This is a genomic window from Polynucleobacter sp. MG-28-Ekke-A2 (assembly GCF_035012985.1).
Lineage (GTDB): Bacteria > Pseudomonadota > Gammaproteobacteria > Burkholderiales > Burkholderiaceae > Polynucleobacter.
Window position 1 is genome coordinate 78835 of sequence record NZ_JAYGQU010000007.1, and the last position, 15132, is coordinate 93966.

Here is a 15132-nt window from a genome sequence, read left to right on the forward strand (position 1 = left end):
TTATTATTTTGTTTCGTCTGGATTGTCTTCAGACTCAGGGGTAACTTCCTCAGAATCTAGCTCAGAAATATCAATGATGATTTCCTCTGCAGTGATTTCAGTTGTCTCTTCTTCTATTTCGATCACCTCTTGAGCATCAGTATCAATTACTACTGTCTCTACCGTAGCAGATGGATCAAACTCCATTACCGCTTGACCTAATTGCGCTGCAGCAGCCATTGGCGCCGCATCTTCCAGCATCGGCAAGCTTTGTAAATTGGTCAAACTGAGATCGTCTAAAAATTGCTTAGTAGTGGCATACAAGCCTGGGCGTCCAACGGTTTCTTTATGCCCAATCACCTCAACCCAACCACGATCTTCTAACTGCTTCATTACATTACTACTCACAGCAACACCGCGAATTTCTTCGATCTCACCACGGGTGACAGGTTGACGGTAAGCAATGATGGCCAAAGTTTCCATCACGGCACGTGAATATTTTGGTGGCTTTTCTGGAGTCAAGCGATCAAGGTACTCGCGCATTGAGATACGGCTTTGAAAACGCCAGCCAGTTGCGATATGTACCAACTCCATACCCTTGTCATCCCAAACACGTTGCAGCTCGACTAATGCTTCATCGATATCTGCCGTAGTGATGTCCTCTACAAATAAGCGAGACAAATCAGCAACGGTGAGTGGTTCCTGTGCGCACAGGAGGGCTGTTTCAATGACGCGCTTATTGTGATCGTCCATAAAATTCGGGCTACCAGGAGTAATCCTGGCTAGGCTTTAAAAGGTATTTAGTAATGGGTTTTGGTGTTCTCAAGCTACTACGGACAATCCATCTCATCAATTCTTCTTGGGATATGCCCGCGCTGAAACGAAGTACTTTTCGTTCACCATGCTCTTATTATAAGGTAGGCTCAATACAATAGCCACATGCACAAGAATTCCACCAAACCCCCTTTATTTATGCCTAAGGCGATCTATTCCATAGAGCGCCGTCGACTCCTGGGCCTCGGAATTGGTATGGGGACCCTACTTGGAGGCGCAGGTTTGAGCTCTTGTAGCCTGGTGGGGAGTAAAAAACCTGTCGTTGGCCTAGTTCTGGGTGCTGGAGCAGCTCGAGGTTTTGCCCACATAGGCGTCATTAAGGTATTGGAAGCCCAGGGCATTAGACCCGATATTGTTGTCGGCAGTAGCGCTGGCAGTGTCATTGCCTCCCTCCTCGCATCAGGCGCCACCGGGAATGATCTGAATCGCTTGGCCCTCAATCTGGATGAGGCCACGATTGCTGACTGGGGTCTCCCGTTTGCCGGCCGTTTTGGCGGGCTCATTAAAGGTGATGCACTACAAAATATGGTTAACCGAGAAGTGCAAAATAAATCGATTGAGCAAATGCGCATCCCCTTAGGTATTGTTGCCACTGAATTGCAGTCCGGCAAAGGGGTTTTATTTAGGACAGGTAATACCGGTCTAGCCGTTCGCGCATCTTGCAGCGTACCCGGAGTATTTCAGCCGGCAGTAATCAGCGGCAAAGAATATGTGGACGGTGGTTTAGTAGCACCAGTGCCAGTCAGCTATGCAAGACAGATGGGGGCAACCCTAGTCATTGCAGTAAATATTTCTTCTGAGCCAGTTCATCAAGATGCCAGTGGAACCTTAGGTGTCTTGCAGCAAACCATCTCCATCATGCAGAGAAGTATTAATCAGTACGAACTCAAAAGCGCTGACATCGTGATTCAGCCGCAGTTAAAACAAATGGGTAGTGGTGATTTCAAATCCAGAAATGCCGCCATACTCGCTGGTGAAGCTGCAGCACAAGAGCAAATGGGTTTGATTAAAGAGAAGCTGAAAGGCTAATAGCAATCAGGCTGAGGGTCTCTTACTTAAAGGCTGCGTGAATTACGCTTAAGATTTTTGACTTCGTTGAGAAGCTCTTGACGCTCAGAGTCATCGAGATTGTCGCTACCATCTAAACGACGTGCTCCGTCAAAACGTTTATCCCAATAGAGGCTGCCGAGATCATCCACTCGAACATTGGTACCTCTGGAAGGTGAGTGAATGAATTTGTTATCACCCACATAAATTCCAACATGAGAAAAAGTAAGGCGCATCGTATTAAAAAATACGAGATCGCCTGGTTGCAATTCTTCACGGGTAATCGGTTTACCAACACGGCTCATTTGCGTTGACTTACGCGGCAATAAGAATCCCAACTTATCTTTGAAGACATAGCCAACGAAGCTACTGCCATCCAATCCAGACTGCGGTAATTCTGTGTCCCAGCGATAGCGCACGCCAATAACTTCCATAGCGCGGTTAATTAATTCGTCTGACTTGCCAGTCACGGTATCGGCCAAGCGGTCTGATACTCGGGCAATGTAGGAGCGCCCTGCTTGGAACATACTTTCTTTGGGAACTACAGCATCCGCAGATGCCTCTACCGCCGTATCAACCGCATAGGCAGATACAGAGATGATGGCGCCTAAACCTAGGCCCAGTAGTTTCAAAAGAAGTGCTTTTTTCAATGACATCGGATCAGTTTAACAAAGAACCCTCAATTAACCAAGTCTTCACTCTATGCTTAAGTCTTTGTTTATAATGATAAATTTGCTTTATATCGGGGCAAATGCACCAAATTAGCCCATTCAGGGGGGTTTTGATCTGCTATCTAAGTCAGCTCTGCAGCAGCAAATAGCTCTTTCGTATAGGTCTGACGAGGGTACTTAATCAGGGTTTCGGTATCACCAAATTCCACCACCTTGCCCCCTTTGAGAACCATCACCTCGTGAGACATTGCTCTAATAACTGCTAGATCGTGACTAATCATGAGATACGCCAAGTTGTACTTTTTTTGCAGCTCGGTTAACAAGGCAAGTACCTGTTTTTGAATAGAGACATCCAATGCCGAGGTGGGCTCATCTAATACCAAAATTTGTGGGCGCAAAATTAAGGCACGCGCAATCGCAATTCTCTGGCGCTGCCCTCCAGAAAATTCATGTGGGTAGCGCAGAAGCGCAGAACGATCTAAGCCCACCTCTTTGAGCATATCCACTACACGTGTCTCACGTTCTGCAGTAGACAGTTTCGGAAAATGCACATCCAATCCCTCAGAAATAATCTGCAATACGTTCATGCGCGGTGACAGCGAGCCAAAGGGATCCTGAAAGATCACCTGCAAGCTAGAACGTATCGCACGTCGCTCAATAGGCTTGAGTTTTTGCCAATCGCTACCAAGCACATCAACATTGCCATTCACTTCTGCCATTGAATCACCTAGCAAGCCGAGTACAGCCATACCTAGGGTGGTTTTGCCAGAGCCAGACTCTCCAATCACACCAATGGTCTGACCTTGCTTTAGTTCAAAGCTCACTTTTTTCAATACTTTATGTGATGGCGCTTTTTTAAACCAGGAGACTGATTCTTCGCTCGGGTAAGCAACCGAGAGGTCCTCTGTTTTCAACAATACCGGAGCTAATGGCATCAGAGGTGCCAGATCGCGTACCGGCTCACTATTGACCAAGGCTCGCGTATAAGGATCCTCTGGGCGCTCAAACACTTGTTTGGTTGGCCCAGCCTCCATCAAGTTACCTTGATTTAGGACAGCTACACGTTGTGCAAAATGCTTTACCAAATTGAGATCGTGGGTAATCAACAGAATGCCCATGCCACCATGATCTTTGGATTCTTCTTGGAGCTCTTTGAGTAAATCCAAGATTTGCAAACGCAAGCTCACGTCTAAAGCTGTCGTAGGCTCATCGGCAATCAGTAGCCGTGGCTTACATGCCAAAGCCATCGCAATCATGGCGCGCTGCCTTTGGCCACCCGAAAGTTGATGTGGATATGAATGAAAGCGGCGTTCAGGCTCTGGAATGCCCGTCTTTCTGAGTAGATCAATTGCAGCATCAATCGAATCCGCCTTAGAAATCAAAGGTTGATAGATTTGTACTGCCTCGATGATTTGATTACCAACAGTAAAGAGTGGGTTCAGAGCCGTCATCGGCTCCTGAAACACCATCGCAATCTCACGACCACGAATCTCCCGAATATCTTGGATAGACATCGAGAGCAAGTCCACCGTACCCTTCCCATCTTTTTTATTCCACAAAATCTTTCCAGAGACTTTGGCGCCCTCGGGCTCTAAACGTAATGGCGCCAATGCAGTCAGCGTCTTACCTGAGCCAGATTCCCCAACTAATGCCACACGCTCGCCAATGCCAATTTCTAAATCCAGATGATTGACTGCAAACTTTTCACGACGACCCGTTCCAAATGAAATACACAGATCTTCATAACGAAGCAAACTCATGAACGACCTCCGCTCATTACGCCAGCCTTGCGAGAATCAAAAGCATTACGCAATGCTTCACCCATAAAAGTTAATAGCAACAGAGTTGCGACCAAGACAACAAAGGTTGATAGAGAGATCCACCAGGCATCAAGATTGCTTTTGCCTTGAGAGAGTAGTTCACCCAAGCTTGGAGTACCTGGGGGTACACCCAAGCCTAAAAAGTCCAAGCTGGTTAACGACAAAATGGCGGCACTCATGCGAAATGGCAAAAAGGTAATCACTGGTGTCAAGCTATTAGGCAGAATGTGACGCCACATGATTTGCAAATTGGTTAAACCCAATGCTCTTGCTGCACGCACATATTCCAGGGCGCGATTGCGGAAAAATTCTGCACGGACGTAATCTGATAGGCCCATCCAACCAAAAGCGGCTAACAAAATAATCAGCAGGGAAACACTGGGATTAAAGATTGAGGCAAAAATGATGAGCAAGTACAGCTCTGGCATAGCTGACCAGATTTCTATCAGGCGCTGCGAGACTAGGTCAAACTTTCCTCCAAAGAAGCCCATTAAGGATCCAGTGATGATGCCCACACTCACGCCAACGATCGTTAGTGCAAGACCAAAAAGAATAGATAAGCGAAAACCATAGATCAGGCGAGCCAAAACATCGCGCCCACGATCATCGGTCCCTAACCAGTTCTCCCATGATGGTGGTGCTGGATTAGGCACTTGTGAAAAATAATTGAGCGTCTCATAGCTATAGTGAATCGGCGGGTAGATTGCCCAGTTTCCATTACTAGTAATGTTCTGACGAATATCGGGATCTAAGAAATCAGTTGGAGTCGCAAAGTCACCACCAAAAACAGTTTCTGGCTGACTCTTCACAATCGGAAAATAGAAATGGCCTTCATAGCGCACCACCAAAGGCTTATCATTCGCAATCAATTCAGCGCACATCGATAAGCCAAAGAGGATCATGAAGATCCATAAGCTTACATACCCTATACGACTATTTTTGAAGCGCTGCCAACGACTCATGAGCCGCCTCCTGCACCAAACTGAATGCGTGGGTCTACATAAACATAGCAAAGATCAGAGATTAACTTGGTGAATAGGCCAATCAGAGTGAATAAATACAGAGTGCCGAAAACTACTGGGTAGTCACGACGCATTACAGACTCGTACGAAAGCAAACCGAGTCCGTCTAATGAGAATAGTGTTTCGATCAATAGTGAGCCAGTAAAGAATGCGCCGATAAATGCGGCCGGAAAACCCGTTACTAAGGGCAAGAGTGCGTTACGGAATACATGCTTCCATAGCACTTGCTTTTCAGTAAGGCCCTTTGCGCGCGCAGTCAAAACATACTGCTTACGAATCTCTTCCAAAAAAGAGTTCTTAGTCAACATCGTGACTACGGCGAAACTACCCAAAACAGAGGCGGTAATCGGCAACACTAAATGCCACAAGTAATCCATGACTTTGCCAACCAAACTCAGATCACTCCAATTATCTGAAGTGAGGCCTCGTAGCGGGAATAACTGCAAGAAACTGCCTCCGCCAAAAAGCACCAGCAATAAGACACCCAATACAAAACCAGGAATCGCATAACCCACCAAGATCATGCTGCTGGTTACGGCATCAAAACGTGAACCATCGCGCACTGCTTTAGCTATTCCCAAGGGTATGGAAACTAAATACGTGATGAAGAAGGTCCATAGTCCAATGCTGATCGAGACCGGCAACTTAGAGACCACTAAAGTCCAAACGCTTTCGTGCTGGTAATAGCTTTGACCCAAGTCGAATCTGGCAAAGCGGCCTAACATCATGAAATAGCGTTCAAGTGGTGGCTTATCGAAACCATATAACGCTTTCACCTCCTCTAGGCGCTGTGCATCCACACCTTGACGGCCGCGATAGGTTGATCCGGACCCAGAGGACTCGGAGCCGCCTGTTGCAGCGCCACCCTTCCCTTTTAGTTCCAATACCATTTGCTCTACTGGACCACCAGGAACAAATTGCACTACTGCGAAGGTAAGCGTTAATACTCCCAAGATGGTAGGAATCATCAAGAGCAAACGTTTAAAAATATAAGCGCGCATTTGACCTTGCATTATTTGACCTCTTCTTTCCACCAATTTTGCATGATCCATGTCTCGGCCGAGTAATACAAAGGAGGTTCTGGATAACGCATCTCGTGGCGGAAGGCAACACGATGCGTTGGGTTGTACCACTGTGGCACAACGTAATAACTATTCCACAGAACTCTGTCTAGGGCTCTCGTTGCGGTTCTTAACTGTTCCCGATTTTGTGCTCTGGTAATTTCATCAATCAAAGCATCCACCACAGGAGACTGCACACCAATCACATTATCAGAGCCTTTTTCTTTAGCAGCCTGACTGCCAAAGCGATCCCAGAGTTCATTGCCTGGATTTTGGGAGTCCTGAAATCTGACGGTGGTCATATCAAAGTCGTATTCATTCATACGCTTTTGATGCAAAGCAAAGTCGCTAGTCCTAATATCTACCTCCACTCCCAGCTTCTCTAAGTTGCGTACATAAGCAGAAATCACTCTCAAGAAGAACCCGCCATCTTCCACAATCTCAAAACGAAATGGCTCACCCTTTTCATTGCGTAATGCACCGTCACGATATTGCCAGCCGGCATGAAGAAGGAGCTCACGGGCTTTCTTTAAGTTCTGGCGTAGGCTGCCGGGCGGCTTAGTTGATGGCGCCGCAGGCATTGGCTCAAAGACGGCATCCGGAACCCACTGTGGGTATTTTGCTTTTAAGGGCTTAAGTAGCTTTAGCTCTAACTCTGTAGGTTTGCGAGGGCCGTCAAAGTTGGCACTCAAATCACTGTTGGTGAAATAACTATTGATACGGCTGTACTGATCAAAAAATATTTGGCGATTAAGCCATTCAAAGTCAAGCGCATAACCTAAGGCTTCGCGCACACGCGCATCTTTAAAAATAGGACGTCGCACATTCATGGCAAAACCTTGCATGCCAGCGCCATTGTGATTTAGGAATGCTTTCTTTAAGAGAACACCTTGATCAAACTTAGAGCCAACATACCCTTTAGCCCATATCTTGGCGCGATACTCAACCAGAGCATCAAACTCCCCTGCTTTAAAGGCTTCTAACCTAACAGCATCATCGCTATAGAGCTTATATAGAACACGATCAAAGTTATAAAAGCCAACGCGGACATTTAATGGTTTACCGAGTTGATCAGCCCAATAGTTTGGGTTCTTTTTATAAACAATCGATTTACCTGCTTTAAAAGATTCAATCAAGTAAGGCCCACTACCGACTGGCATTTCAAAGGCAAGCTTCTCAAATGGAATCACCGTTCCATCAGCTTGCTTACCCCAGTTCCTTGAGAACACTGGAAATGTCCCCGCCAAAATAGGTAGTTCAGTATTGTCATTCTTAAAGTCGAAGCGGATGGATCGTTCAGACAAAACAACCGCTTCTTTAATATCCGCAAAAGTAGTTTTATAACGCGGATGCGCTTTACCACTCATCAAGGTATCAAAACTATATTTAACGTCAGCAGCCAAGACTGGACTGCCATCTGAAAATTTTGCCTCTGATCGAAGATGGAAGGTAACCGACTTGTGATCTTTGGCCACCTGAATATCGTCTGCCAATAAACCGTAAATACTAGAGACCTCATCCGCACTTCCTTCGGCCAAGGACTCAAACATCAATTCAATACCGGGAGCAGTGATACCTCTCAGGGTAAATGGATTAAATTTATCAAAGCTCGTTCTTTGCCCCGGGTTTGGCAAGACCAGGGTTCCACCCCGGGGAGCATTGGGATTAACGTAATCAAAATGGGCAAATCCATCAGGATATTTAGGCTTGCCGTATTGCGCAATCCCCTGTCCTGCCAGAGCGATATTGGCCCCTAGCGCCGCTAGCAGGGCTAGCAGCAATAAATAGGCAATTTGTCGAATGGGCTTTAAAGTGGACATATATGCAACAATTGTAGATAGCTAATCATATTTGAAGTAAAGGACACAACATGGGCTTTCTCACCGGCAAAAAAATCCTCATTACCGGCCTCCTCTCTAATCGCTCTATTGCCTATGGCATAGCCAAGGCCTGCCACCGCGAAGGTGCCGAACTAGCCTTTACCTATGTAGGTGAGCGCTTTAAGGACCGTATCGTTGATTTTGCAAAAGAATTCAATACCGAACTGATTTTTGACTGCGATGTGGGCAGCGACGAACAAATCAGCGCCCTTTTTAAGGATTTAGCTAAATCCTGGCCCCAATTTGATGGTTTTGTACACGCGATTGGCTTTGCCCCACGCGAAGCAATTGCTGGCGATTTTTTGGAAGGTCTTTCTCGTGAAGGCTTCAAGATTGCTCATGATATTTCTGCATACAGCTTCCCAGCAATGGCAAAAGAAGCACTCCCAATGTTGCGTGATAAATCTTCATTGCTCACATTAACTTATTTAGGATCCATGAAGAATGTTCCTAACTACAACACTATGGGTTTAGCAAAAGCATCGCTTGAAGCATCCGTTCGCTACCTCGCTGGCTCAGTTGGCCCTAAAGGCATTCGCGCTAACGGCATCTCTGCTGGCCCAATTAAAACTCTAGCGGCTTCTGGCATTAAAGGTTTTGGCAAGATTTTGCAAGCGGTTGAGGAAACTGCCCCACTGCGTCGTAATGTGACCATTGATGATGTGGGCAATACTGCTGCATTCTTATTGTCTGACTTAGCCAATGGCATCACCGCTGAAATCATTTACGTTGACAACGGCTTTAGTCAAGTAGTTGGCGGAATGGATGAAGTTTGAGTATTTCGCTGCGCGAGGCCCTGAAGTTTTGGGCTAAGCTAGGCTTTATCAGTTTTGGTGGGCCCGCAGGACAGATTGCCGTTCTTCACCAAGAGTTAGTTGAAAAGCGTCGCTGGATTTCTGAGCGGCGCTTTTTACATGCTCTGAACTACTGCATGCTATTACCAGGGCCCGAGGCCCAACAGCTAGTAACCTATATTGGTTGGCTCATGCACCGCAGCTGGGGCGGCATCCTAGCGGGTACGCTCTTTGTGTTGCCCTCCTTATTCATTTTGATTGGCTTGTCATGGGTATACCTCACCTTCGGACAAGTTCCTTGGATTGCAGCCATCTTTTTTGGTATCAAGCCTGCAGTGACTGCGATCGTATTGCACGCTGCAGTGCGAATTGGTAAACGCACAATTCATAACCAAGCACTCCAATGGATCGCCCTTGGATCTTTTTTAGCCATCTTTATTCTGAATCTCGCCTTTCCCATCATCGTGCTCATTGCGGCAGCAATCGGTTACTGGGGAGGCAAACGCTATCCAGAATATTTCCAACAAGCTGGTGGGCATAGCATGAAAGAAGCAAAACAATTTGGTAGCGCCATCATTGATGACGACACTCCTACTCCCGAGCACGCCAAATTTACTTATTCAAAAGCGGTCCGTCATAGCCTTGTAGCATTTACTTGCTGGCTACTTCCTATTGGCGCATTGATAGCCATCTTTGACTGGAAGACCTTGTACCCAAATATCGCATGGTTCTTTACCAAAGCCGCCTTGATGACTTTTGGTGGTGCGTACGCAGTTCTACCCTACGTATACCAAGGAGCAGTCGAACACTTTCATTGGCTCAGCGCCAACCAAATGATTGATGGTTTAGCGCTAGGCGAGGCTACGCCAGGCCCACTCATCATGGTAGTGGCTTTTGTTGGTTATCTTGCAGGACATATCCAACACCTCATTGGCAATACCAATCCATTTTGGTTTGGGGTGTTGGGTGCTTGTGTTGCTACTTGGTTTACTTTTTTACCCTCCTTCTTTTTTATCTTAGTAGGCGGTCCGTTAATTGAATCAACGCATGGCAAGCTAGGCTTTACAGCACCGCTAACAGCAATCACAGCAGCAGTCGTTGGCGTCATTGCTAATCTAGGCCTCTTCTTTGCTTATCACGTCTTTTTACCAAGAGGCTTTGGCGGCTCGATCTCTTGGATCTCGATTTTGATCTGCGCTCTAGCTGGTTTAGCTTTATTTAAGTATCAAAAGGGTGTTCTTTCGGTATTGGGCGGGTCAGCCATTGCTGGATTACTCTTCTACTACATCTCTATTTTGATAGGGTGAGTTTTTTTACAAGATTGGCATAATGGAACTTATGCGAATCGAACCTCAAACTATCACCCACCTGCAAGAATGGCTTGGTAAAACCGAGTCTCTGCAAGACACCGTCACAGCAGCCCCCGTGCGCGCACTATCCGCAACCTTGGATCGCGATGATGCTGCACCAAGTAAGGGAACTTTTTTACCTGAGCTGTGGCACTGGCTGTATTTTCTGCCCCACGCCCGCGAATCCGAAATCGGACCTGATGGTCATCCAAAACGTGGTGGCTTTCTTCCGCCGGTGCCACTACCTCGTCGTATGTGGGCAGGTAGCCGCATTGAATGGCTAAAACCACTTGCTGTTGGCGACGAGATTGAACGCGTTTCCACGATTGAGTCCGTAAGCCATAAAGCAGGTCGCACAGGCGACTTAATTTTCGTATTGGTCAATCACAAAATCTCTAACCAGAACGGTCTAGCGATTATTGAAGAGCATGACATTGTGTATCGCGATGCGTCAGGGCCAGACGATAAACCTGTTGCCCCTACTGCCGCACCGACGGATGCCAAATGGAGTAAAGCAATTACGCCCGATGACGTACTTCTATTTCGTTATTCAGCATTAACTTTTAATGGCCATCGAATTCACTATGATCGCAAATATGTTACTGAAGTTGAGGGCTATCCAGGCCTCATTGTTCACGGCCCCTTGATTGCGACTCTATTAGTTGATCTAGTGCGTCAAAGTATTCCAGGATGCAAGCTTAAGAGTTTTGAGTTCCGCGCGATACGCCCTACTTTTGATATCAATATCTTTAAAATCAATGCCAAGCCGGATCTAGAAAATGATCCGAGTGGAAAAACTATTTCCATTTGGGCAGAGGATCATGAAGGTTGGCTCACTATGCAAGCCACTGCTGTTCTAGCCTAATCACAAGAAGGTTTACTGATGACCACTCAACACCTTTCTCGTGAGCTAGCTAGCTTTGCGGCCAATTTACAAGCTGCAGACATTCCAAGTAATGTCATGAACCGTGCTGAAGACCTATTAGTCGATTGGTTTGGTTCCGCTATTGCTGGCAGAGGCTCGCGCCCAGTGGAGCTCATTACTCAGTTTGCACAAAATATGGGTGGGTTTAATGCAACACACGCTGGCCCCTCTGAAGTTTTAATTTCTCGCAAAACTTCTAGCCCCTTTTTAGCGGCTATGGCTAATGCTGCAGCATCACATGTTGCAGAACAAGACGACGTCCACAATGGCTCAGTCTTTCATCCGGCCACCGTAGTATTTCCACCTGCACTTGCTTGTGCGCAAGCCATTGGTGCATCTGGTGAAGATTTATTAGTTGCTGTAGTAGCAGGCTACGAGGTAGGCATTCGGGTTGGTGAATTTTTAGGTCGCTCTCATTACAAAGTGTTTCATACCACTGGAACGGCCGGCACATTAGCTGCAGCTGCGGCAGTTGGTCGCCTACTGAAACTCAATTCAGAACAAATGCTCCATGCCTTTGGTTCAGCGGGCACGCAGTCAGCCGGCCTCTGGGAGTTTCTGCGTGATGCCGCAGATTCCAAACAATTGCATACGGCCCATGCGGCCTCCACTGGCTTAATGTCCGCCTATATTGCACAAGCTGGCTTTACAGGCGCTGAACATATCCTGGAAGGCAAGCAGGGATTAGCGGCAGGCATGTCAAGCGATAGTCGCCCCAGTAAATTGGTTGATCGTTTAGGTACCCGCTGGGCTTTAGCAGAAACCAGCTTTAAGTATTACGCCTCCTGCCGTCACACTCACCCTGCTGCTGACGCTCTACTGCAAGTCATGCTGGCAAACAAACTATCTCCTAGCGATATTGCGAAAGTAGAAACCTTGGTTCACCAAGGCGCTATTGATGTATTAGGCCCAGTAACTGACCCTACTACCATTCATCAGTCCAAGTTCTCTATGGGAACGGTGCTCGCTTTAGTTGCACACTACCAATTTGCTGGCTTACAAGAATTTGATCAGCACTTTCATGATGATGCAATCTGCGCCTTCCGTGAGCGCGTCTCGATGACGCTAGATCCTGAGGTAGATGGCGCCTATCCGCAACGTTGGATTGGCAAAGTCAAAGTTCACTTGAACAATGGGCAAATTCTGGAGGGTCGGGTGGATGAACCTAAAGGCGACCCTGGTAATACCCTATCTCGCGCAGAGATTACCGATAAAGCAATGCGCTTAGCAGCATTTAGCGGGGGTGCTAGCCCAACAGAGATGAGCAAAGCAATTGATCTCTTGTGGAATATCCGCAAACAAGCCAAGATAAGCTTTCTACTGCCGTCCACATAAGCAAATCTACTATTCGCCCCCTTATTTTTTTAGGTTGATATGAACCCACTTGATACACCGCTAGGCTTTAGCACTAACTTTCTATTTGTACCGGGCACTTGTCCTGAACGTTTTATGAAAGCCCTCGATAGTGGCGCTAGCGGCGTTGTCTTGGATCTAGAAGATGCCGTTGCAGAGGAAGATAAAGAGAATGCACGTGACGCCATTCGTACAGCATGGCCTAGCTTTAGCCCTGAGCAAAAGAAGCGTCTAGTCATTCGCACAAATTCACCTGGTAGTAAATTTTATTCGGCTGACCTAATTCTTGCGCAACAACTTGAAGTTGCCTGCCTATTAATTCCCAAGAGTGAATCGCTCGACCAAATTAATGGCGCCGCCCTCATACTTCCTAATACCGCAATTATTCCCATGATTGAAACGGCAATTGGGCTGGATAAACTAAAAGAAATTGCAAACTCCAATCAGGTGATTCGCCTTGCTTTGGGTAATTTAGATCTACAAGCGGATCTAGGCATGGTCTGTGATCTTCAAGAAACGGAATTGCAAACAGCACGTTTCCAGATCGTTTTAGCATCACGACTTGCACAGATTGCCCCTCCTATTGATGGAGTTACACCATCCACTGACGACATTGAGCGCATTACCGATGACGCAGAGCGTGCAAAACGTATGGGTTTTGGTGGAAAACTCTGTATTCACCCAAAACAAGTGGCTATCGTCATCAAGGCATTTATCCCAACTGAAGAAGATCTGGCCTGGGCCCAACGGGTTATTGAGGCAGATATGACCTCCAAGGGCAGTGCAGTAAAGCTCGATGGCCGCATGATAGATCGCCCAGTTGTGTTGCTGGCTAAAAGAACCCTGGCTATTGCTGGTAAACACTAAGAGTTTCCTCTGTCTAAAGAGTTGCAAAACTGGCAAAATAACTCTGAGTTGTTTTGCACTCATATAATTTTTATAACTACTACTAGAGACAAAAATGAAATTACGTAAATCACTATTTGCCGGTTTCTGTGCAATCGCTACCCTAGGATTTATTGCAGGTAATGCGTTAGCTGCAGATCCCTATCCAAATAAGCCCGTCACATTGGTTGTGCCGTTTGCTGCTGGCGGACCTACAGACGCTGTTGCTCGTCTGATTGCCGTGCCGATGGGTAAAGAATTGGGCCAAACCGTTATTGTTGAAAACACTGTTGGTGCTGGTGGCACCATTGCAGCCACCCGTGTTGCGCGCTCCGCTCCAGATGGTTATATGATTTTCATTCATCACATGGGTATGGCTACCGCACCGGCTTTGTATAAAAAATTGAACTTTGATCCAATGAAGGACTTTGAATACATCGGCCAAGTCGTGGATGTACCAATGGTACTTTTGGGTCGCAAGAACTTCCCACCAAACAACTTTAAAGAATTAGAGGCTTACATCAAGGCCAATAAGGATAAAGTGACGCTGGCAAACGCTGGTCCTGGTGCGGTATCTCAGTTATGTGGCCTTTTATTTATGTCGCGCGAAGGCGTGGAATTAACAACCGTTCCCTACAAAGGAACTGGCCCTGCATTAACCGATTTGCTTGGCGGCCAGGTTGACCTACTCTGCGATCAGACCACACAGACTGTTCCCTATATTAAAGATGGTTTAGTAAAAGCCTATGGTGTTACCACACCAAAACGCCTGCCAGCCTTACCAAATATCCCTACCTTGGATGAGCAAGGCCTTAAAGGCTTTGATGTCAAAGTTTGGCATGGTATGTATGTCTCTAAAGGCACGCCTCCTGCAGTCGTCGCTAAAATCAATAAGGCGCTTAACGTTGCTTTGAATGACCCTGAAGTAAAGGCTCGTTTAGCAGAGTCCAATATTGAAATTGTTTCACCAGCCAAGAGAACTCCAAAAGGCTTGCAAGAACATCTTGAGGCTGAGATTAATAAATGGGGTCCTGTAATTCGCAAGGCTGGAGCCTATGCGGATTAAGGGCTTACCTTAGAAATAAAAAAGCCAGCATCTCGCTGGCTTTTTTATTGTGCTGAGTTCTTATTTACAGGGGTAATTATCAGTAAAGAAACGCACTAAAGTTTTAGCTGCTTTCTCTTTATTAAACTGAGGGTTTGTCTTGGACCACGCCAGGAACTTTTGCAAGACCTCATTACGAGTCTCGCTCTTATTTGCAAAGCAAATGGCTGGCTTGGCGTCTGGACGACGATTCGCTAAGTATCCCTGATACACTCCTTCGCCAAAGCCAAAACAAAAACTGCGGCCTTGCTCATCATCAGGATTTTTACAGAGCTCAACAAATGCAGCAGTACTAGCATCATCTGCTGGGAGATCCTTCTGCGCAAATGCAGTTGGGGCAAAGGACAGGATGGATGCAATAACTACGAATGTTGCTATGAATGTTTTCATGATTCTTTCTCTCAATA

Annotated in this window: 14 protein-coding genes; 7 read left to right on the forward strand and 7 right to left on the reverse strand. The window is 46.5% G+C overall.

What is annotated here, in order from left to right; genetic code table 11:
• Positions 1-3: 3 nt before the first annotated feature.
• Positions 4-732 (reverse strand): SMC-Scp complex subunit ScpB, encoded by a 729-nt coding sequence (gene scpB / locus VC188_RS06175; RefSeq protein WP_216191901.1) that lies wholly within the window; start codon positions 730-732, stop codon positions 4-6.
• Between the two features lie 186 nt (positions 733-918).
• Here scpB and VC188_RS06180 point away from each other — a divergent pair, with 186 nt between their 5' ends.
• Positions 919-1842, forward strand: coding sequence for a patatin-like phospholipase family protein (locus VC188_RS06180; protein WP_215320126.1), 924 nt, complete (start codon positions 919-921; stop codon positions 1840-1842).
• A 26-nt stretch (positions 1843-1868) separates the two neighbouring features.
• Here the strand turns inward: VC188_RS06180 and VC188_RS06185 are convergent, their stop codons facing one another.
• From VC188_RS06185 to VC188_RS06205, 5 genes are all read right to left on the reverse strand, one after another.
• Positions 1869-2516, reverse strand: coding sequence for a C40 family peptidase (locus tag VC188_RS06185; protein WP_215320128.1), 648 nt, complete (start codon positions 2514-2516; stop codon positions 1869-1871).
• A 137-nt stretch (positions 2517-2653) separates the two neighbouring features.
• On the reverse strand, positions 2654-4291 hold the full coding sequence (locus VC188_RS06190) for a dipeptide ABC transporter ATP-binding protein (RefSeq protein ID WP_323483380.1): 1638 nt from the start codon (positions 4289-4291) through the stop codon (positions 2654-2656).
• Positions 4288-5313, reverse strand: coding sequence for an ABC transporter permease (locus VC188_RS06195; protein ID WP_215320132.1), 1026 nt, complete (start codon positions 5311-5313; stop codon positions 4288-4290). Before VC188_RS06195 ends, VC188_RS06190 begins: the two co-directional genes overlap by 4 nt.
• A complete protein-coding gene (locus VC188_RS06200) occupies positions 5310-6374 on the reverse strand; it encodes a microcin C ABC transporter permease YejB (RefSeq protein WP_215322324.1) in 1065 nt (354 codons plus the stop codon). The genes VC188_RS06195 and VC188_RS06200 overlap by 4 nt, the downstream gene beginning before the upstream one ends.
• Positions 6375-6385: 11 nt before the next feature.
• Positions 6386-8254 carry an extracellular solute-binding protein gene (locus VC188_RS06205; RefSeq protein WP_216154925.1) on the reverse strand — a complete coding sequence of 623 codons (1869 nt, stop codon included), beginning with the start codon at positions 8252-8254 and terminating at the stop codon, positions 6386-6388.
• A 50-nt stretch (positions 8255-8304) separates the two neighbouring features.
• On the opposite strand from VC188_RS06205, the gene fabI reads away from it, so the two are divergent.
• The 6 genes from fabI to VC188_RS06235 all read left to right on the forward strand — a co-directional run bounded on the left by fabI (position 8305) and on the right by VC188_RS06235 (position 14686).
• The gene (gene fabI / locus VC188_RS06210) at positions 8305-9090 is read left to right on the forward strand and encodes an enoyl-ACP reductase FabI (RefSeq protein WP_072583474.1); all 786 of its coding nucleotides are present in this window, start codon (positions 8305-8307) and stop codon (positions 9088-9090) included.
• Positions 9087-10415 (forward strand): chromate efflux transporter, encoded by a 1329-nt coding sequence (chrA, locus tag VC188_RS06215; protein ID WP_323483381.1) that lies wholly within the window; start codon positions 9087-9089, stop codon positions 10413-10415. Before fabI ends, chrA begins: the two co-directional genes overlap by 4 nt.
• A 22-nt stretch (positions 10416-10437) precedes the next feature.
• Positions 10438-11322: an FAS1-like dehydratase domain-containing protein gene (locus VC188_RS06220; RefSeq protein WP_323483382.1), complete on the forward strand. Its 885-nt coding sequence runs from the start codon at positions 10438-10440 to the stop codon at positions 11320-11322.
• An 18-nt stretch (positions 11323-11340) separates the two neighbouring features.
• Positions 11341-12717, forward strand: a complete 1377-nt coding sequence (locus tag VC188_RS06225; RefSeq protein ID WP_323483383.1) for an MmgE/PrpD family protein — start codon at positions 11341-11343, stop codon at positions 12715-12717.
• A gap of 39 nt (positions 12718-12756) precedes the next feature.
• Positions 12757-13602, forward strand: coding sequence for an HpcH/HpaI aldolase/citrate lyase family protein (locus VC188_RS06230; RefSeq protein ID WP_215320143.1), 846 nt, complete (start codon positions 12757-12759; stop codon positions 13600-13602).
• 94 nt (positions 13603-13696) lie between these two features.
• The gene (locus VC188_RS06235) at positions 13697-14686 is read left to right on the forward strand and encodes a tripartite tricarboxylate transporter substrate binding protein BugD (RefSeq protein ID WP_215320145.1); all 990 of its coding nucleotides are present in this window, start codon (positions 13697-13699) and stop codon (positions 14684-14686) included.
• 60 nt (positions 14687-14746) lie between these two features.
• On the opposite strand, the gene VC188_RS06240 is transcribed toward VC188_RS06235, so the two are convergent.
• Complete coding sequence (locus VC188_RS06240) at positions 14747-15115, reverse strand: Rap1a/Tai family immunity protein (protein ID WP_216191884.1); 369 nt, start codon at positions 15113-15115, stop codon at positions 14747-14749.
• Positions 15116-15132: the final 17 nt, after the last annotated feature.